Genomic DNA, 17,596 nt, shown 5'->3' with positions numbered 1-17,596 from the left:
ATGACTGCTCCGACTGCTGCAAGGCGTTTCCATGGGGGCAGACGCCCACTTGATGCGCCCGATGACCTACTCCGATGGTATGCCGCCGGCTCTGATGGCGATGTCTTTAACCCGGGCGATGGAGGCAGCGTGTTTTCCGACCTGGCGGGCACCGTCCCCGCCAATGCCGGCGAGCCTGCTGGGCGCATCGTGGGTGCGAGAGGGCAACACCACCTGGCCGCCCCGCAGGACACCAAAAGACCGACCTATGACCTTGACGCTTCCGGGCGGCCTCATCTCGTCACGGCCTCTGGTGATCTGATGGTCAGCGATGCCACGCTTGTGATTAAGGGCCCGATGTTCATCGTCGCTGCTGTTTCCCGATCAGCGGCGGCGGGCTTGCCTCTGTTCCGGCTGATCAAGGATAGCGGCAACTATGCCGGGATTAACAACGTATCCAGCGGCCAGCGGGCGGCAAATGTTGCACGCTACGCCTCCGGTGCCGTTGCCAGCGTACTACCAAACATAGATCCGTGGCCACTCGATGAAATCGAAGTCATAAGCGCACAGCTGATCGACGGCGCCATGGATGTGCGTATCGGCGACCTGGAGCTGAGCGGACTAAGTCCCTTCACCGGTGGCGTTGAGGCGACCGGCGCCGGCATTGGGCTCAATGCCAACAGCCTGACAAGCGGAGCCGCCCAGGTCATGCGCTTCTATGGCGGCGCTGTTTTCTATGCCAAGCCGACACCAAGAGAGCGGGACGAAATCCACCAATATTACAGGGAGCGACTCGGCCTATGAGCATCAATCGCGCACACCTACCCGCCATGCAGCGGGGCAAAGTGATGGGCCCCCTGCCGGGCCTGGCCTACGAGCCCGAAGCATTGGCGTTCTTCGCGGCCGCCAAGGGTCGAGGCTATGATCTGGCAGTGGGTGAGAAGTACGCCTATAACCGCTGGTACAAGCGCATGAAGGCACAGGGGCTGCTTGGCAAAGTGCAGGGAGCCTGGATGCTGGCCAGCGTTGATCCGGCGCTAGTGCCAATCAATCTGGTGGCCCCAGGCACCTATGACCTGACTGCAGCAGGCAGTCCGAAGATCATCCGCCACGAAGGTTGCCGATTCACCGATGACAACTATTTCGACACGGGGCTTCTCTCGGGTGACCTCACGGCCGAGGACAGCCACTTGGCGCTGATGTGCGAGGATGTGTCCAGCAACACCGCCACAGCTATTGGCGCTTACGACGCGAGCGAGGGCTATACGCTGGCACCGGCCCAAGGCCGGGTGCGCATGGCGGCCAGCTTAAAAACCACGGACTCTGCGCAAGACGTGGCGGACGGCCGTGGCTTCTTAATCGCTGTTCGGGATAGCGCGTCCAACGTGCGCCTGGATCGAAATGGCAAGACGCTCGACAGTGTTTACAGCCCCACCGGCACCGTAGTGTCGCGCCCGCTCTACATCGGCTGCGCCAATTTCGAGGGGGCGGCCAGCGGCGCCACCGATCAGCTGCTGACCTTTGCTTCAGTGGGTAGCTCTATGACGGCGGCCGAGGCGCAGCAGTATTACGCCATCACGCGTACCCTGTGGCTGGCAATCCGCTACGGCTGCCCCGATATTCGTGACGCCGGCACCGCGCCCCATGAAGTCGAGGCGGACGTTGTCAGCTATGGCGCCACGCCGGGCGGTATCGTCGCCGCCTACGAGGCGGCTCGGCAGGGCCTGCGGGTGGCGCTCGTCGGCGGCTGGCGTGATCGCCACCTGGGCGGCATGATGGCGGCGGGCCTCAACCACCTGGACATCGGCCTGGATGCGCTCGTCGGCGGTCTTTCGGACTGGGTAGTGGACACTCAGACCCGGCTCAATGGTGAGGTGCGCAGCGCTTCCAACGTTGTCCAGCGTAATTGTGAGCCACATGTGGCCGAGGGCGCCTTCCGCTCGATGCTCGACCCCAAGCGCAAGCATGGGCAGGCCATCACCGTCTACTGGTCGGATGGCGTGGATACGGTGCAGAAGGACGGCGCCGAGATCGTCAGCATCACCACCGTGGACGGCCGCACATTTCGCGCGGCGACTTTCCATGACGGCAGCTACGAGGGCGACCTGATCGCCCGCGCGGGCGTGCGCTATCGCATCGGGCGTGAGGCAGCCGGAGAATTGGCGGGCGAGGCCTTGAACGGCTACAACCCCTACTATGATACCAAGGTTGATCCCTACAACACGCCAGGCGATTCAGGCTCAGGGCTGATTCCTTGGGTTTCGCCGGCCCCTGCGCTGGCCATCGGCGATGCCGACTATGCCGAGTACATCGACGGCGTTGAGGTGTACAACTCCGGGACCCCGGTAACCACTCAGCCATACAACTTTCGAATGTCGATGACCACAGATCCGCGCCGCGCGGTTGACTTCGACACTAATCCTCCCCCGGGCTACGACATCGCGGACTACGAACTGTATCTGCGCTACTGGGAAGCTCGTGAGGCGGACAACCCGGGGGGTATGGATTTTATCGGCGACTCGACAAATACCGTGGTTGCCGACCAGGGCATTCTCAGCCGCACATCTTCGCCCGGCGTGGCTGCCTACGGCATGATTCGAGACATTAACTCGACGTCGCGCCCATCGTCGGACTGGATGGGGCAGAACTTCGCTTACCCCGAAGCCGATTATTCCGCCCGAGCAACGCTGTGGAACGACCACAAAAACTTCACGCTGGGATTGATCTATCTTTCTCGCCACGACCCTTCGCCCCGAGTTCCAGCCAGTCTACGCGCTGATGCGCAACTTTGGTCCTGGGCCGGGTCCGAGAACCTTGATCCCTACGAGGGGCCCTATGGCAGTGACCCGTTATTCTTCCCCAAGCAGCTCTATGTACGGGCGGGTCGGCGACTCGTCGGCGAGTTGATCATGACGGCGGACCACCTGAAGGAGCTGGTGCCTATTCTGTCCACCAAGACAGTAGGCATGTCTTCTTATCCGCTAGATAGCCATGTGGTTAGAGCCACAGTTCGTGATTTTGGAAATGGTGATCGCGTGGCGTTGGACGGTGGCTTCTTTGATCAGACCTATGGCGGTGCTGATGGTGGAACGCCGATGCCGGTTGAGATCATGGTTCCAAAGAAATCCGAGTGTGAAAATCTTACGTCCAGCTTTGTCATAAGTGCGACCCATGCCGCAAACGGGCAGATCCGGATGGAGGTATCTTCGATGCAGCTTGCCCAGGCCGCTGGCGTTATCGCATCAACCCGAAAAGAAATTGGCGGTGCCATACAGGATATTGATTATGAGTCCATTTTAAGGCCAAGAATTTATGAATCCCGCCGGTGGTATGACGAGGCCATGCTCGTCCTAACGCAGGAGATTAGCCAATGACCTTCAAAACCATCCACACCAACTACGGCCTAACCCGCCTCTCCGAAGCCGAATCCACCGGCACGCCCATCAACCTCACCCACATGGCCGTGGGCGATGGCAACGGCAACCCGGTGGAGCCGGCGGAGAACCAGACCGAGCTGGTCCGGGAGATTTTCCGGGCGGAGGTCAACCGCGTTTACCAGGACCCGGCGGACAACACCCGCTTCACTGCTGAACTGGTAATCCCTGCCTCCGAGGGTGGCTTCACGCTGCGCGAAGTGGGCGTGTTCGATGACCAGGGCGGGCTGTTTGTGGTGGGCAACCTGCCGGACACCTACAAGCCGGCGGCGGCTGAGGGGTCGTTTGCGGATACCGTGGTCCGGGTGGAGTTCCTGGTCAGCAATGCGGACATCGTGAGCCTGCAGGTGGATCCGAACGTGGCGGTAGCCACGCAGTCGTGGATTTCCAATAACGTCACCGCAGGCACCCTGATTCCGGGCGGCACCACCGGCCAGCAGCTGGTCAAGGCTTCCAACGCGGATGGCGACGTGGTGTGGCAGGATCCGGATGTCCAGAACGTCACCGTGGACATCGTCGATGAGATCCAGACCCTGGCCGATGGCCAGACCCAGGTGGATCTGGTGAGCACCACCACCTATGGCCTGGCCGTTTACATCGAGGGCGTGCGCATCAACCGGGGCGCCGGTACCGATCAGTGGGATCCGGACCCGACCATCGAAACCCGCCTCACCCTGGGCAAGGCCTACCCGGCCGGTACCGAGATTTACTTGGTGCAGAACGAGCCTTCAGGCAGTGCCCCGGCACCGCTGGAGCGCAGTAAGAACCTGGAAGATCTGCAGAGCAAGCCGACTGCCCGTACCAATATGGACGTTTACAGCAAGTCGGAGGTGAATGCCCGGACTCGCCAGCCAGGCGACATTTATTTCACCGCAGCACAAACCCCTGGCCCAAGAGGGATGAAGGCCAATGGCGCGGCAGTGAGCCGGACGGCATACGCTGCCCTGTTCGCGGCGATCGGAACGACATTCGGTGAGGGTGACGGCTTCAACACATTCAACCTGCCTGATCTACGGGGTGTGGCTGTTCGGGGCTGGGATGACGGTCGCGGACTTGATTCGGGCCGAGCCTTTGGCAGCTATCAGGCCGATGACATCAAGTCGCACAAACACTCAGGCCAGACGGATTACGCCGGTGACCACAGCCACCTTTCGGGGGCTCCGATTTACCGCTTTTATGACGGCAGCCGTTTCCCCTACGGGCTCGGCGGACCAACCCGTTTGGGCTTTCAGTTCGGTAACTTCACCGACAACGCCCAATCTCCAAACACGTCCACCGCCGGCATTCACCGCCACGGCCTTGACACCAACAACACCGGCGGATCTGAAACCCGCATGAAGAACGTCGCCCTGCTGGCCTGCATCGCGTACTAGGAGACAAACGTGAACACCAAAACCGTCTACCAATACGACCTAGCCGGGCTCTACCAGAACCCAACCCAGGCGGACGAATCCCCCCTGGAGCCCGGCGTCTACCACATCCCGGCCCGCTGCACCGAAACACCGCCCCCGGAAGACATCCCGGACGACAAGTGGCCACGCTGGAACGGCACCGAGTGGGAAATGGTCAACCGCCCCAACCCTGGCGAAGTGGATGACCCGGTCGAGAAACTGAAAGCCTTCCTGGATGACAATCCGGACGTCGCCGCCCTGCTGAACAACTGAGGAGAACCCCATGAGCCGAGTATTGCAGATGTGGGAGGGCATGACCGGAACCGTCCTGCCCCACGCCCTGAGCACCGCCCCGGCCGGCTGGTTGCTGTGCGATGGCAGCGCCCTGCTGGCCGGTACCGCCGACGTGCTGCGTGACAAGCTCATCGCCGATGGCAACCCCTACGGCGACGACGGCATCGGAAACCCTCTGCTCCCCGATGCCCGTGGCCGATCGTTCATTGGCGCCGGAGCCGGGCCAAGCCTGACCGCCCGCACCCTGGGTGATACCGGTGGCGAGGAAGAGCACACGCTGACCGAAGCCGAAATGCCCGAACACGGCCACGCCCTGGACACCGAAACCATCGGCACCGCCGGCAGTGATGGCAATGTGCTGGCCGACACCGGCACCGGTACCGGCACCGTGCAGAGTGGTACCGCAGGCAGCGGGCAGGCGCATAACAACATGCCGCCTTTCCTGGCGTTGAACGCGATTATCAAGACATAGGGGAACCACTGCCAGCGGAGGGTCTACCGCTGGCGGGCCATTCTGTGCCTACAGCTTGGAATACCACTGATCAGCTAAGAGGCACAAGCAATGGCGAAATTCCTGCACGGGGTCGAGGTTCTCGAGATCGATACCGGCCCGCGTCCCATCCAGACCGTGCGCTCCGGCGTGATCGGCATTGTCGGCACCGCGCCGGAGGCCGAAGGCGCCACTGCAGCCACTCTCACAATTGGTAACGCCCCAGCCAACACCGGCATTTTATTCACTGCGGTGGCTGGCGGCACTGACGGCAACAACACTCGAATCCGGCTGGTTGACCCCGGCACCGCTTCCGCTTCCCTGACCTTTACCGTCGACGGCAACGACATTACGGCCAGTCTGGCAACCGATGTCGACAGCAACATCACCACCACCGCCGCCGACCTGATCACTGGCATCAATGGAGATGCCAACGCTTCAGCCCTGGTCACTGCGGCCGCTGTGGATGGTAGTGACGGCACCGGTGTTCTGCAGGCCCGCGCTTATGAATCGCTCTCTGGTGGTGCAGCCGAACCCTTCCCGCTGAACACCCCGGTTCTGGTGGCTGGCTCCCGTGGAGAAGCGGCCCGACTCGGTACCACCGGCACCCTGCCGGATGCGATGGATGGCATCTTTGACCAGGTGGGCGCCGTGGTCATCGTCATCCGCGTAGAGGAAGGGCAGGATGATCCCGAAACCACTGCCAATGTGGTGGGCGGCGTCAACGCAACTACCGGAAATCTTGAAGGCGTCCATGCCCTGCTCGGCGCTGAATCGGTCGTCGGGTTCTCTCCCCGGATTCTGTGTGCGCCGGGCTACACCCACCAACGTGAGTCCGGTCAGCGTAATGCGGTAGTGGCCGAGCTTCTGGGTATTGCCGAACGTTTGCGGGCCGTGATCGTAGCCGATGGTCCGAACACCACGGACGATGCCGCGCAGCAATACGCCAACGACTTCGGGAGCTCCCGGGTTTACCTGGTTGATCCCTGGCCCACCGTGCTGCAGTCAGACGGCAGCTATGCCGCTGAGCCCGGTTCCGGCCGAGTCGCCGGCGTGATCGCCAAGATCGATAACGACCAGGGCTTCTGGTGGTCTCCCTCCAACAAGCCCATCAACGGCATTGTCGGCACTGCCCGCCCTGTGGACTTCAAGCTTGGGGATGCCAACTCCCGGGCCAATCTGCTGAACGAGGGCGGCATTGCCACCATCATCCGGCAGGACGGCTATCGCCTATGGGGTAACCGCAGCCTGACCGATGACACCAAGTGGATCTTTCTGTCCGTCCGCCGCACCGCGGACATGATCAACGACAGCATTCAGCGGGCGCACCTGTGGGCGGTCGATCGGAACATCACCAAGACCTATGTCGAGGATGTGACCGATGGCGTGAACGCCTACATAGCCAGCCTGGTTGCGCAGGGTGCCCTGCTCGGTGGCCGTTGCTGGCCAGATCCGGATCTGAACACCCCGGAGAATATCCAGCTGGGCAAGGTTTACTTCAACTTCGAATTCACTCCGCCCTACCCGGCAGAGCACATCACCTTCCGCTCCATGCTGGTCAACGACTACGTAACAGAGGTGTTTGAATAATGGCCGCTCGCGACGTACTGAAGAACCTTAACCTGTTCGTGGATGGCCGGGGCTATGCCGGTCAGATCCAGGATTACACACCTCCGGTCCTGACCGTCCAGACCGAAGACTGGCGCGGTGGTGGCATGGACACCCCCGAGGCGCTGGATATGGGGATGGAACCACTGGAAGCCAGCTTCAACCTGATCTCCTACGACCGGGACATCCTGAACCAGTTTGGCATGGCCGAGGGTAACGAGATCCCTCTTACTGCCCGAGGCGCTCTGGAATCCGTGGACGGCACTGTAAAGCAAGTCATCCACAAGATGCGCGGCAAGATCACCAGCATCGACTCCGGCACCTGGCAACCCGGCCAGATGTCCCCGATGCAGGTCACCATGCGGCTCAACTTCTACAGCCTCGAGCATGATGGCCAGACCGTGCACGAAATCGACACTCGCCGGATGATCCGGATCATCAACGGAACCGACCGGCTGGCGGAAATTCGGGAAGCGTTGGGCGTATAACCTCGGCGGGCCAGGCCCGCCTTTTTTCCCTTTTCAACGAGAGATAACCCATGTCGGAACAGACACTCCCTGACTACCTGGAAGAAACCGAGACCGGTATCAAGATCACGCTGAAAGCCCCAATCGATATCGACGGTGCCGAGGTCAGCACGCTCACCATGCGGGAGCCGACCGTTCAGGACCAGCTCGACGTCGACCAGCTGAAGGGCTCCGCTGCGACCAAGGAAGTGACCCTCCTGGCAAACCTGTGTGAAGTCACTCCTGACGACATCAAGAAGATGACAATGCGCAATTACCGGCGTGTTCAGGAGGCAATGGAGGCTTTTACCGAGTAAGGGGCGAGGTTCTAAGAGCGGACGTTCTGACCCTGGCGTCCTTCACCGGCTGGTCGCTGGCGGAAATAACGGCCATGAGAACCAGCCAGTTTTACTGGTGGCTGAACGGATTACCGAAGCGCGATGGCAAATAAAAGGCTGAACGCAACAATCACGATCGGCGGTGGCGTTGGCCGGACCCTGACCAAAGGCCTCACCTCCACCAAAGCCCGGCTGGGTGAGGTCGGTGATTCGATCCGCACCGTTGAAAAGCGCCAGAAGACCCTGGGCAAATCCATCGACACCTTCGGCCGGATGGGCCGGAACGTGGATGGCCTCCGCCGTGAGTATGGTCAACTGACCGGCCAGCTCGATACGCTGCGCAGGAAACAGGAACAGCTGCTCCGGGTTGAAAAGGCGCGTCAACGTGTTTCCGGTGCCTATTCCAATTTCACCGGACAGGTTGGCAAGTCGGTCACCACCCTTCGGAACGCTTCGATCGCAGCCATTGGTGCCGGAACGGCCATGGTCGGCCTGACCAACAAAGTCGCCAGCACCGGTGACGCCGTCGCCAAGACTTCCCGGGCTATCGAGTTCAACGCTCAGGCCTATCAGGAATACCAGTTTGCGGCCGATCGGGTTGGCGTCAGTCAGGAGACGTTCAACCAATCCCTGCTGGCCTTCGGCAAGCGCCTGGGCGAACTGAAGACCCGGGGCAGCGGTGCCCTCGCCACTCAGCTGAAGGAAATGAACCCGGCCCTGTACGAAACACTGGAGGCCACAGAATCCACACAGGAAGCCTTCGAGATCTACACCCAGGCGATGCGGGAAGCCACAGATGCCAGCGAACGTAACGCCATGGCTTCCGCCGCATTCAGCCGGGCCGGCCTGAAGATGGGCCTGATTGCCCAGTCCTCCTCCGAGGAAATCCAGCGGTTGCGCCAGCGCGCTCAGGAGCTTGGCTATGTGCTGGGTGACGATGACCTGGCGGCCGCTGAAAAGTTCACCGATGAAATGACCAACATGCAAGCCACCCTGGGCGGTGTTGGCAAGCTCATCGGCGCGGAACTGATGCCCGTGATGTCCAAATTCTTCAACCGGTTCACCTCCTTTGTCGTGGAGAACCGGGACAAGATATCCGGCTGGGCTCAGACGATTGCAGAGAAAACCGAATCCGCCTTGCCCGCTATCATTGGTGCTGCCAAAGGCATCGGCGAAATGATGATGACCGTAGGCCGTCTGACGTCGAAGCTCGCCAATCTGGTGGGTGGCTTTGACAACCTGGCAATCGTCCTTATCGGGATCAAGTTTGCGCCCCTGGTAATCTCTGCTGTGAAACTGGTCGGCGCCCTTGGCTCACTGGCAACCGCACTGCCCATGGTGGCCACTGGTATAAAAGCCATTGGTGTTGCGTTGGCGGCTAACCCGATTGGCCTGATCGTCACCGCGATCGCCGGGGCTGCCTTCCTGGTTTACAAGTACTGGGAGCCGATCAGCGAGTTCTTCTCGGATTTGTGGAGCGGCATCACCAGCGCAGCCTCTGCGGCTTTCGATTGGATCGGAGAGAAACTGTCCTGGGTGGGTAAAGCTGCCGGCAAGGTCGCCAGCTTCTTCGGGATCGGTGACGATGACGCGGGAAGCGCCTCGGCTGGCGGTAGCTACGCACCCCGTCCGGGGCCACCTCCCATTGCCCAGGCAGAACAGCAGGCAGCTGCGATGAGTGGCAGTACCAGCAATACCCGGAACATGCGAGGCGGCGACACATTCAACATCAGCATCACCCAGCAGCCAGGCGAAGATGCCGAGGGTCTGGCCCAGCGAGTCGCCAGAATCATCGAGCAGCGCCGTAACGAGGAAGGCAGCGGTGCCCTATATGATCAGCCGGCAGGAGCGTACTGATGGCGGATGTAATGATGAAGCTGGGCCAGTTCACGTTCAGCGTCGATACTGCTGCCTACCAGAGCCTGAACAGGGTCACCGAATACCGCTGGGCACAGCAGGACCGGATTGGCCAGAGCCCAGCACTCCAGGACGTTGGCCCTGGAAGCGACACTATCAATCTACAGGGCGTGATCTATCCAGCTCACAAGGGCGGCCTGGGTCAGATTGACACCATGCGCTCCGAGGCCGGAAAGCGGAAGCCGCTGATTTTGGTCGATGGCCGGGGGCGGGTTCATGGCCGTTGGGTGATCGAGCGCGTCGAGGAAGAACAAGGCGTGTTCGCTGCAGCTGGCGCTCCTCGAAAGCAGAATTTCAGAATGCAGCTCAGGAAGTACGACGATGGCGCTTAAATACAACACCAAGGCCGGGGACACAGTCGACTTCGTGGTCTGGAAGCACTACGGCCGGCAGGATGGCCAGATCGTTGAAACCATTTTCAGCGAGAACCCCGGGCTGGCGGACTATGGTCCCACCCTTCCGGCTGGAATCGAGATCAAACTGCCTCCGGTACCGGAGCCTGAGCAACAGCAAGGGGTCAGGCTGTGGGATTGAAGCCGTCTTTCCGGATCCAGGCCAACAACAGCGACATCACCGAGGCCATCCGGTCCCGTTTCCGCTCGATGACCATCACCGATGTGGCCGGCGTCACCTCGGATTCCCTCCGAATCTCGCTCTCCGATCATGACCGGGACAACCCGATCATTATTCCGCCCACTGGCGCAGAGCTGGAAGTCTGGATTGGGTACGATGATGCCGCCACACGGATGGGGTTGTTTGTAGTTTCCGGAATCGACCTGAGCGGCCCGCCCGACTCCATGGTCATCAAGGCCAAGGCGGCACCACAGAAGCAGAGTGCTGGCGGGAAAACCGCCCTGCAGACCAGAAAGACCCGATCATGGGATGCCGGGCTCACGCTGGGCGGCCTGGTGCAGACGATCGCCACAGAGCACAACATGACGGCTGCGGTACCCACCGATCTGGCCACAGAGGTGTTGCCGCACTATGACCAGGTCGGGGAGTCCGACATGAATCTCTTGACCAGGGTAGCCAAGACCTACGATGCCATCGCAAAGCCGGCTGGCGGACAGCTGATTATTACCAAGCGGGCAGAATCTCAGACCGTGAGCGGTGATCCATTACCCGCGATCAGTCTTGCCAGGAAGGATCTGACGGATTGGTCCGTGTCCATCGAAGAGCGTGAATCCTTCGGAACCATCCAGGCCCACTGGCACGACAAGGACGCCGCCGAGGAAAAGACCGTGACCGCCGGGTCCGGTGAACCGGTGAAGATACTCAGGGGGCAATTCCGAACCGCTGAGGAAGCCCAGGCGGCCGCCAACGCAGAGAAGCGAAAGGCCGACAGGGGTAATGCCAAGCTGTCAGCTTCGCTTCCAGGAAGAACCGACATCATTGCGGAGTCACGGCTGGCGATTTCTGGCGTTCGGCCCGGGGTGAATGGTGATTGGCTGGTGACCAAAGTGACGCATGCGATCGACTCCGGTGGGTACCGGATATCCATCAACGCCGAGACGCCCCAATAACCCGATAGAGCAAAACCCTATGAGCATTTTGGCAACCAAAACCATAATCTAAGGCATTGATTTATAAAGTCTGAAATTCCCGATTTTCTCGGCACACAAAATACCCGCTTTTCCTTTTATATCAATGCCCTGCCCTGCTTCGCGCCCATATATGGGGTGCAGGGGTTTTTAATCGATCCTCTGAAAGGCCGTGTGGGCATTTTGCGGCCACACCATAGCCACGGATGCGCGCAAATAGACAAATGTGGGCGAGGGCAATGCTTTCAGCTACAATAAAATCAACCGGTTACGTTTGCTGGTAGCACTCATAATGCTGGGGTCGGCGGTTCGACTCCGCCCCTTGCTACCAAGATTCAAAGGGTTGCGACGCAAGTCGTGACCCTTTTTTATTGTTTGACTAAAAGTTGCCTACAGGGGGGTGTCAGCTCCGCAACGGCTATGGTCTCGTAGGAGTATCCCAAGAAACTTGGTTCTGGTGCGCAATGGAACGACACTCTCTGATTGCCTTCCGGAGATCCTCAGTAAAGCGACTGTCATTCACTTTGTGAGAAATGTACATCGAGAGATCTACCCAGGCCGCTGTCCGATTATAATAGGGCTTATCGTATTTGTTCATGTAAGTGTCGATCAGCACCCAAGGCAGAACAACCACATCGACGCGATTATTTTTGAGCAGTTCAACTGCCTGCCCCCAATCAGACACGTCAGTCACTTGTGGATCCTCTCCTCTCAAAAGCTTGCCACCAACAAACTTCCGGACGAACGCGAACCGAAGACCAGTCAGACTATCCAACGGTGGGAGATCTCGCAGGAGCAGATAGACATACTCGGTCTGGAACAATAAGCCGCCAAAGTCCGCGTATTCATCCCTTTCCGGCGTCTGCACCAGGGGCAAGCCGGCAGATATGCCACCTTTCCTCAAGCGGTAAAGCATTTGAGCCAAGGGCATTTCAACGAATTTAAAATCTCCCTCCACGCGATTAAAAACGCATCGATAGTAGGGCGCGAAACGGCCCACAAGCTTTCCGTTCTCAACCGCAATTTCCCGATCGATATCATCAAAGACGCCGATTACGTGGGTGCGTTTGGAATCAGCAAGCAGGGATACTGAGAACAGAGACAACCAAAGGATTTGGAGAAGCCTGAGCAAAAATGCCCGTTCCATGATCCACCTCCAAGGCACGCGGATCCAGTGCGTGTTTTTACTGCATTTCGCGATTTTCGCTGCCGTTAATGTAGGCATATCCGACTGAACCTCTACAGAATGTACTTCTAATAGTAGTAACAAGATCTCCTAATTGCTCAAAAACGGTCATTGTCACACCGCAGGCAGGTTAAACAATCTTTGACAGTTGCCTACGAGGTATTCGGATAGGCTGGTTGGCTTGTCTCTATGCGCGATTCCGAGGTTGTATCCGACAGTGAGCACAAGAAAGATCATTCCGGTATTCATGGCGTTGGTTTTGGTACCAGTCGCACTTGCGTTCGCAGGACAGACAGGAAAAACCGCTGCCGCTTCGATCGGGATCTTCTGGTTAGCCCTTGGCATTTTCTTTTCAATGACATCAAACGTTACATCACGAAGAACGAGGAACGTGACCAGGACTAAGTGAAGTTGCGGAAGACGGCCGAACAGCAGACTACAGGTGATCTGGTGACAGATGGGCATACTTCATGATCATGGTCACGTTGCCGTGCCCAAGAATCCGCTGAAGCGTATGGATGCCACCCCAATTCATCATGTAGTGACTGGCGAAGGTGTGCCGAAGAATCTGGGTGAGCTGTTAAGGAACGGCCCTAAGGGTCAGGGCCGCAGGCTCGAGTACTCCGCCCCTTGCCACCAAGATTTAAAGGGTTGCGGCGTAGGTCGTGACCCTTTTTATTGGCTGAATACAAGTTGTCTACATCGAGGACGGGGAGTGCGAGTCAACGCCAACAAACTCCGTATTGATAGCCTCTTCTATTTTGCAGCGCTGGATCGCCAGCATCAGAGCGCGCTGAACGTCGGTGTCCCGCAACTTTTTCGACATGTATAAGGAAACAGGAATCACGCCGACCTCCCAGGCAGAAAGTACCTCCCGCTCGCTGTCGAGAAAACGCTTCGCCATACCTGATGGCATTACAGCAACATCGATTCGCTGCAGCTTGAGCATCTCCACTAACTGCGACCAATCTGATACTTCTTCGACTCTACCCGCGGACTCTGGAATAAACTGTTTGCCGACAAAGCCCAAAACGATCCCATATCGTAGCCTGGGCGTTTCGGCAAAAGCCGCATCAAGCTGCGATGATCGTAAGCTTACGATCGAAAACCCGGCGCTGTACAAAGGACCAGCGAAATCGGCTTTCTCGTCCCTTTGTGATGTTCTAGCTATCGGTAGCACGATATCGAGCCTGCCTAGCTCAAGCTCAACCAGGCCACGATTCAATGAGACAGAAATCGCTTCGATCTCCAACCCGGAGTGGTCAAATACGCAATGGTAAGGTTTGGATAAATCGCCAGTGAGCTGCCCCTCCTCAACGCCGATCCATCCGACAGTATCATCAATGACACCAACAGACAGACGTTCTGAAGAGTGTGCGTAGGTCATAGAAAAAACATGCAGCACACACGTTAAAATGACGAATCTCACCCTAAAGACCTCCGAATACCTGCACTGGCAACTTTTTCAGGCTGATTCTCCCGACTTTCACACCAGAACTGAAAACATGCCACGCACCAACAAAGTGCAAGATATATCACATCCGCAATCAATAGGAAGGATTACTCAATCGATTACACAGTATTTTACGAATGCCTCTAAAGTGTGATTGAGCGGACAACTGGCGAAGGTGTGACTAGGAATATGAATCAAGTGTTGCGGGGGGCGGAGAAACCACGTCGTTTGTAAGCTGCCCCAGAGCGCCGTACTTTTATCGATAGGCGGCAAATTCACTGACGCCAGGTCAGTCTTCTGGATCTCGCTGTCTCCCGGGGATATCCCAGGCCTCATGATTTTTCTCGCCAATCAAGCGGCAGGTTCTTATGGCATCCCTGAAGTCTTCCTTGAGACCGTTATCCTCTACACTGTGAGAAATGTACATGGACAAATCTATCCAGGCTGCGGTTCGGTCATAATAAGCCCCTTGATAGTCCTTGAGATACAGGTCCATCATGATCTTGGGTAGAACCACGACATCTACCCGACCGAGCCTGAGCATTCGGACAGCCTGCTCCCAATCAGAGACATGCGTTACTTGAGGGCTATCACCTTTTAAAAGCTCTAAACCCGCAAACTTTCGGACAAATCCAAACCTGAGCCCCGTCATGCTCTCTAGCTGCGGCAAATCCTGAACCATGAGATACACATATTCCAATTGGAACAAAGTACCGCCAAAGTCCGCATACTGATCCCTTTCTACCGTTTGAATTAACGGCAACCCAATTGAAATACCACCTTTTTCAAGTTGGCGAAGTATCTGGGCCAACGGCATGTTAACGAACCTGAAATCGCCGTCTACGCGGCTAAAGACGCAATGATAATAGGGCGCAAAACGACCCACGAGTTTTCCATTTTCTACAGAAATTTCGCGTTCTATATCTGCAAAGACCCCGACAATATGGTGACGTTTTGAATCAGCGGACAGGGACAGAGAAAAAAACAGGAACAAAAAGAAAGGAAAAAGCTTCAGCCATACGAGCCTTTGCATGTCCCACCTCCCAAGCATGCGAATACAGTGCATACCTTTTAAGGCATTTAAGCGAAAAAACGTGACATTGACTAACACACAACACCAAGCGCTTTTTTTATAGTAGTTGTCATATCGGCACCGTGCCCATCTTTTCCAGCCCTTTGCGTTGTCGTCTTTATCGGGCAACGGTTAGACTCCGCCCCTTGCTACCAGTATTCTGGCAAGCCCGTCGCAAAAGCGCCGGGCTCCTGAGCTTCTGGGGACGACCCCACCCTTCCCGGGCAGTGAACGCGGGACGACCCGCCTCCGTACAAATCATTCTATGAGATCAACCAGAGACAGAGTTCGACAGGCGATTTCCTTTGAGGTTATCGGCCTCCTGCTTTCCGTTCCCCTCGCTGCCGTAACCTTCGGATTCGATATAGGAAGAACCGGAGTTCTTGGTGTAGTTGGCGCCACCATCGCGACCATCTGGAACTACCTGTTCAACCTGGGATTCGATCACGGCCTGAAGCACTTCAATGGCTCAACCCGAAAATCCCTGCGGATCCGTTTCCTGCATGCGGTGAGTTTCGAGTTGGGCCTGATGCTCATCTTCCTGCCGATCATTGCCTGGTGGATGGGCATTGGCCTGTTGCAAGCGCTGATCGTAGATGTGGCGTTCGTGGTGTTCTATCTGGTGTATGCGTTCGTATTCACCTGGTGTTACGACACAATATTTCCTGACACGGACGCCAAGAAATCCAACGCCACCTAAACAAACTTTGACAATTCCAGAGGGGAGAGTCGGATAGGATAGAAACTCCGCCCGAATGCGTTTTAAGGTTGTATCGCATTATGAAATCCCGCCACGCGCTCACCGTGTTCCTGGCCGTTGTTCTGGTTCCCATTGCCCTTGGGTTCGCCGGCGCGAGCGTGAAGGCGGCCATCCTGTCGATCAGTGTTTTCTGGGTCTGCCTGGGGATATTCTTCTACCCATCCATCAGTGACTATCTCAGGTCTGCAAGGAGGGAGCGGGACGATCCTCTAAAGACAAACTCTGTGGCATACTCACGGGCTGAAACCCATAAAGAACAACACACCAGCAAGGACCGTTGACATGAAACCGGAAACCCTAGCGCTGCACGCAGGCTTCAAAAGCGATCCCACTACCCGGGCCGCTACCACCCCGATCTACCAGACCACGTCCTACACCTTCGATGACACCCAGCACGGTGCCGATCTGTTTGACCTGAAGGTTCAGGGCAACATCTACACCCGTATCATGAACCCGACCAACGCGGTTCTCGAAGAGCGGATGGCAGAACTGGAAGGCGGTGTTGGCGCCCTGGCCGTGGCCTCTGGCATGGCGGCCATCACCTATGCGCTGCAGACCATCTGCAAGGTGGGTAACAACATCGTCAGCACCAGTCAGCTATACGGCGGCACCTACAACCTGTTCGCGCACTCGCTGCCGAACCAGGGCATTGAGTGCAAGATGGTTCGCCATGACGATTTCGATGCCGTGGAAAAGGCTATTGATGAGAACACCCGCGCCCTGTTCTGCGAGTCCATCGGCAACCCGGCAGGCAACGTGGTCGATATCCAACGCTGGGCCGAAATTGCGCACAAACACGGCATCCCGCTGATGGTGGACAACACGGTTGCCACGCCGTTCCTGTGCCGCCCGATCGAGCACGGCGCCGATATCGTGATTCACTCGCTCACCAAGTACATCGGTGGCCACGGCACCACCGTCGCAGGCGTTGTCGTGGATTCCGGAAAGTTCGACTGGAAAGCCAGTGCTGACAAGTTCCCGATGCTGAACGAACCGGATCCGTCCTACCACGGCGTGGTCTACACAGACGCCCTGGGCCCTGCTGCCTTCATCGGCCGCTGCCGAGTGGTTCCGCTGCGCAACACCGGTGCCGCCCTTGCTCCGTTCAATGCGTTCCTGATCATGCAGGGTCTGGAAACCCTGGCGCTGCGCATGGAACGTCATTGCGAGAACGCCGAGAAAGTCGCGAACTTCCTGCAGGAGCACCCGTCTGTTGAATGGGTCAACTACGCGACCCTGGCCAACAGCCCGTACAAGGCGACCTGCGAGAAGATTTCCGGCGGGAAAGCGTCCGGCATCCTGAGCTTCGGCATCAAGGGTGGCCGGGAAGCCGGGGCAAAGTTCATCGATGCCCTGGAATTGATCCTGCGTCTGGTGAACATCGGTGACGCCAAGTCCCTGGCCTGCCACCCGGCCACCACCACCCACCGCCAGCTCAACCCGGAAGAGCTGAAGAGCGCCGGTGTGAGCGAGGATCTGGTGCGGCTGTCCATCGGTATCGAGCATGTCGACGACATCATTGCCGACATTACCCAGGCCCTGGACAAAGCCCAGGCCTGATAGCGGTCAACCGGGTACGACCAATGTCGTGCCCGGCACCCTCGTGATTGCCCCTATCTGTCTTGTA

General features: G+C 58.1%; 19 protein-coding genes, 1 tRNA gene and 1 pseudogene. 16 read left to right on the top strand and 5 right to left on the bottom strand.

Annotated elements, in window-relative coordinates; translation table 11 throughout:
• The 13 genes from HP15_RS03285 to HP15_RS22275 all read left to right on the top strand — a co-directional run bounded on the left by HP15_RS03285 (position 1) and on the right by HP15_RS22275 (position 11,829).
• Positions 1–783, top strand: coding sequence for a hypothetical protein (locus tag HP15_RS03285; protein ID WP_014576176.1), 783 nt, complete (start codon positions 1–3; stop codon positions 781–783).
• Complete coding sequence (locus HP15_RS03280) at positions 780–3,353, top strand: FAD-dependent oxidoreductase (protein WP_014576175.1); 2,574 nt, start codon at positions 780–782, stop codon at positions 3,351–3,353. Before HP15_RS03285 ends, HP15_RS03280 begins: the two co-directional genes overlap by 4 nt.
• A complete protein-coding gene (locus HP15_RS03275; RefSeq protein WP_014576174.1) occupies positions 3,350–4,786 on the top strand; it encodes a phage tail-collar fiber domain-containing protein in 1,437 nt (478 codons plus the stop codon). Before HP15_RS03280 ends, HP15_RS03275 begins: the two co-directional genes overlap by 4 nt.
• A 9-nt stretch (positions 4,787–4,795) precedes the next feature.
• Positions 4,796–5,077, top strand: a complete 282-nt coding sequence (locus HP15_RS03270) for a hypothetical protein (protein WP_014576173.1) — start codon at positions 4,796–4,798, stop codon at positions 5,075–5,077.
• Between the two features lie 10 nt (positions 5,078–5,087).
• A complete protein-coding gene (locus tag HP15_RS03265; protein ID WP_041644982.1) occupies positions 5,088–5,570 on the top strand; it encodes a phage tail protein in 483 nt (160 codons plus the stop codon).
• A 90-nt stretch (positions 5,571–5,660) separates the two neighbouring features.
• A complete protein-coding gene (locus HP15_RS03260; RefSeq protein WP_014576171.1) occupies positions 5,661–7,178 on the top strand; it encodes a phage tail sheath subtilisin-like domain-containing protein in 1,518 nt (505 codons plus the stop codon).
• On the top strand, positions 7,178–7,684 hold the full coding sequence (locus HP15_RS03255; RefSeq protein ID WP_014576170.1) for a phage major tail tube protein: 507 nt from the start codon (positions 7,178–7,180) through the stop codon (positions 7,682–7,684). Before HP15_RS03260 ends, HP15_RS03255 begins: the two co-directional genes overlap by 1 nt.
• A 50-nt stretch (positions 7,685–7,734) precedes the next feature.
• Positions 7,735–8,019: a phage tail assembly protein gene (locus tag HP15_RS03250; RefSeq protein WP_014576169.1), complete on the top strand. Its 285-nt coding sequence runs from the start codon at positions 7,735–7,737 to the stop codon at positions 8,017–8,019.
• 123 nt (positions 8,020–8,142) lie between these two features.
• Positions 8,143–9,897: a phage tail tape measure protein gene (locus HP15_RS03245; protein ID WP_014576168.1), complete on the top strand. Its 1,755-nt coding sequence runs from the start codon at positions 8,143–8,145 to the stop codon at positions 9,895–9,897.
• Positions 9,897–10,289 (top strand): phage tail protein, encoded by a 393-nt coding sequence (locus tag HP15_RS03240; RefSeq protein ID WP_014576167.1) that lies wholly within the window; start codon positions 9,897–9,899, stop codon positions 10,287–10,289. The genes HP15_RS03245 and HP15_RS03240 overlap by 1 nt, the downstream gene beginning before the upstream one ends.
• On the top strand, positions 10,279–10,491 hold the full coding sequence (locus tag HP15_RS03235) for a tail protein X (RefSeq protein ID WP_014576166.1): 213 nt from the start codon (positions 10,279–10,281) through the stop codon (positions 10,489–10,491). The genes HP15_RS03240 and HP15_RS03235 overlap by 11 nt, the downstream gene beginning before the upstream one ends.
• Positions 10,482–11,480, top strand: a complete 999-nt coding sequence (locus tag HP15_RS03230; RefSeq protein WP_014576165.1) for a phage late control D family protein — start codon at positions 10,482–10,484, stop codon at positions 11,478–11,480. The genes HP15_RS03235 and HP15_RS03230 overlap by 10 nt, the downstream gene beginning before the upstream one ends.
• 247 nt (positions 11,481–11,727) lie before the next feature.
• Positions 11,728–11,829, top strand: a tRNA-Met gene (locus tag HP15_RS22275).
• Between the two features lie 87 nt (positions 11,830–11,916).
• On the opposite strand, the gene HP15_RS03225 is transcribed toward HP15_RS22275, so the two are convergent.
• From HP15_RS03225 to HP15_RS03210, 5 genes and pseudogenes are all read right to left on the bottom strand, one after another.
• On the bottom strand, positions 11,917–12,645 hold the full coding sequence (locus HP15_RS03225; RefSeq protein ID WP_014576164.1) for a type 2 periplasmic-binding domain-containing protein: 729 nt from the start codon (positions 12,643–12,645) through the stop codon (positions 11,917–11,919).
• Positions 12,646–12,798: 153 nt separating this feature from the next.
• Positions 12,799–13,149 carry a hypothetical protein gene (locus HP15_RS22270; protein WP_014576163.1) on the bottom strand — a complete coding sequence of 117 codons (351 nt, stop codon included), beginning with the start codon at positions 13,147–13,149 and terminating at the stop codon, positions 12,799–12,801.
• Positions 13,121–13,264, bottom strand: a pseudogene (locus tag HP15_RS22455) (tyrosine-type recombinase/integrase); the annotation flags it as partial. The gene HP15_RS22270 and the pseudogene HP15_RS22455, both read right to left, overlap by 29 nt.
• 117 nt (positions 13,265–13,381) lie before the next feature.
• Complete coding sequence (locus HP15_RS03215; RefSeq protein ID WP_041644979.1) at positions 13,382–14,113, bottom strand: substrate-binding periplasmic protein; 732 nt, start codon at positions 14,111–14,113, stop codon at positions 13,382–13,384.
• A gap of 313 nt (positions 14,114–14,426) precedes the next feature.
• On the bottom strand, positions 14,427–15,338 hold the full coding sequence (locus HP15_RS03210; protein WP_227499693.1) for a substrate-binding periplasmic protein: 912 nt from the start codon (positions 15,336–15,338) through the stop codon (positions 14,427–14,429).
• A 136-nt stretch (positions 15,339–15,474) separates the two neighbouring features.
• On the opposite strand from HP15_RS03210, the gene HP15_RS03205 reads away from it, so the two are divergent.
• From HP15_RS03205 to HP15_RS03195, 3 genes are all read left to right on the top strand, one after another.
• Positions 15,475–15,909 (top strand): PACE efflux transporter, encoded by a 435-nt coding sequence (locus HP15_RS03205; protein ID WP_014576160.1) that lies wholly within the window; start codon positions 15,475–15,477, stop codon positions 15,907–15,909.
• A gap of 80 nt (positions 15,910–15,989) precedes the next feature.
• Positions 15,990–16,250 carry a hypothetical protein gene (locus HP15_RS03200; protein ID WP_008176354.1) on the top strand — a complete coding sequence of 87 codons (261 nt, stop codon included), beginning with the start codon at positions 15,990–15,992 and terminating at the stop codon, positions 16,248–16,250.
• A 1-nt stretch (position 16,251) separates the two neighbouring features.
• Complete coding sequence (locus tag HP15_RS03195; RefSeq protein ID WP_008176355.1) at positions 16,252–17,529, top strand: O-acetylhomoserine aminocarboxypropyltransferase/cysteine synthase family protein; 1,278 nt, start codon at positions 16,252–16,254, stop codon at positions 17,527–17,529.
• Positions 17,530–17,596: the final 67 nt, after the last annotated feature.

Origin of the sequence: Marinobacter adhaerens HP15 (assembly GCF_000166295.1) — a bacterium.
Classification (GTDB): domain Bacteria; phylum Pseudomonadota; class Gammaproteobacteria; order Pseudomonadales; family Oleiphilaceae; genus Marinobacter; species Marinobacter adhaerens.
The sequence above is the reverse complement of the archived record's forward strand: the minus strand, read 5'-3'. Positions and strand labels throughout refer to the sequence as shown.

Excerpts from the sequence above, each read along its gene's own strand:
- HP15_RS03200 (WP_008176354.1), top strand. The coding sequence starts at position 15,990 with ATGAAATCCCGCCACGCGCTCACCGTGTTCCTGGCCGTTGTTCTGGTT.
- HP15_RS03265 (WP_041644982.1), top strand. The coding sequence starts at position 5,088 with ATGAGCCGAGTATTGCAGATGTGGGAGGGCATGACCGGAACCGTCCTG.
- HP15_RS03225 (WP_014576164.1), bottom strand. The coding sequence starts at position 12,645 with ATGGAACGGGCATTTTTGCTCAGGCTTCTCCAAATCCTTTGGTTGTCT.
- HP15_RS03280 (WP_014576175.1), top strand. The coding sequence starts at position 780 with ATGAGCATCAATCGCGCACACCTACCCGCCATGCAGCGGGGCAAAGTG.
- HP15_RS22270 (WP_014576163.1), bottom strand. The coding sequence starts at position 13,149 with ATGCCCATCTGTCACCAGATCACCTGTAGTCTGCTGTTCGGCCGTCTT.
- HP15_RS03205 (WP_014576160.1), top strand. The coding sequence starts at position 15,475 with ATGAGATCAACCAGAGACAGAGTTCGACAGGCGATTTCCTTTGAGGTT.
- HP15_RS03235 (WP_014576166.1), top strand. The coding sequence starts at position 10,279 with ATGGCGCTTAAATACAACACCAAGGCCGGGGACACAGTCGACTTCGTG.
- HP15_RS03285 (WP_014576176.1), top strand. The coding sequence starts at position 1 with ATGACTGCTCCGACTGCTGCAAGGCGTTTCCATGGGGGCAGACGCCCA.
- HP15_RS03255 (WP_014576170.1), top strand. The coding sequence starts at position 7,178 with ATGGCCGCTCGCGACGTACTGAAGAACCTTAACCTGTTCGTGGATGGC.
- HP15_RS03250 (WP_014576169.1), top strand. The coding sequence starts at position 7,735 with ATGTCGGAACAGACACTCCCTGACTACCTGGAAGAAACCGAGACCGGT.
- HP15_RS03240 (WP_014576167.1), top strand. The coding sequence starts at position 9,897 with ATGGCGGATGTAATGATGAAGCTGGGCCAGTTCACGTTCAGCGTCGAT.
- HP15_RS03195 (WP_008176355.1), top strand. The coding sequence starts at position 16,252 with ATGAAACCGGAAACCCTAGCGCTGCACGCAGGCTTCAAAAGCGATCCC.
- HP15_RS03260 (WP_014576171.1), top strand. The coding sequence starts at position 5,661 with ATGGCGAAATTCCTGCACGGGGTCGAGGTTCTCGAGATCGATACCGGC.
- HP15_RS03245 (WP_014576168.1), top strand. The coding sequence starts at position 8,143 with ATGGCAAATAAAAGGCTGAACGCAACAATCACGATCGGCGGTGGCGTT.
- HP15_RS03275 (WP_014576174.1), top strand. The coding sequence starts at position 3,350 with ATGACCTTCAAAACCATCCACACCAACTACGGCCTAACCCGCCTCTCC.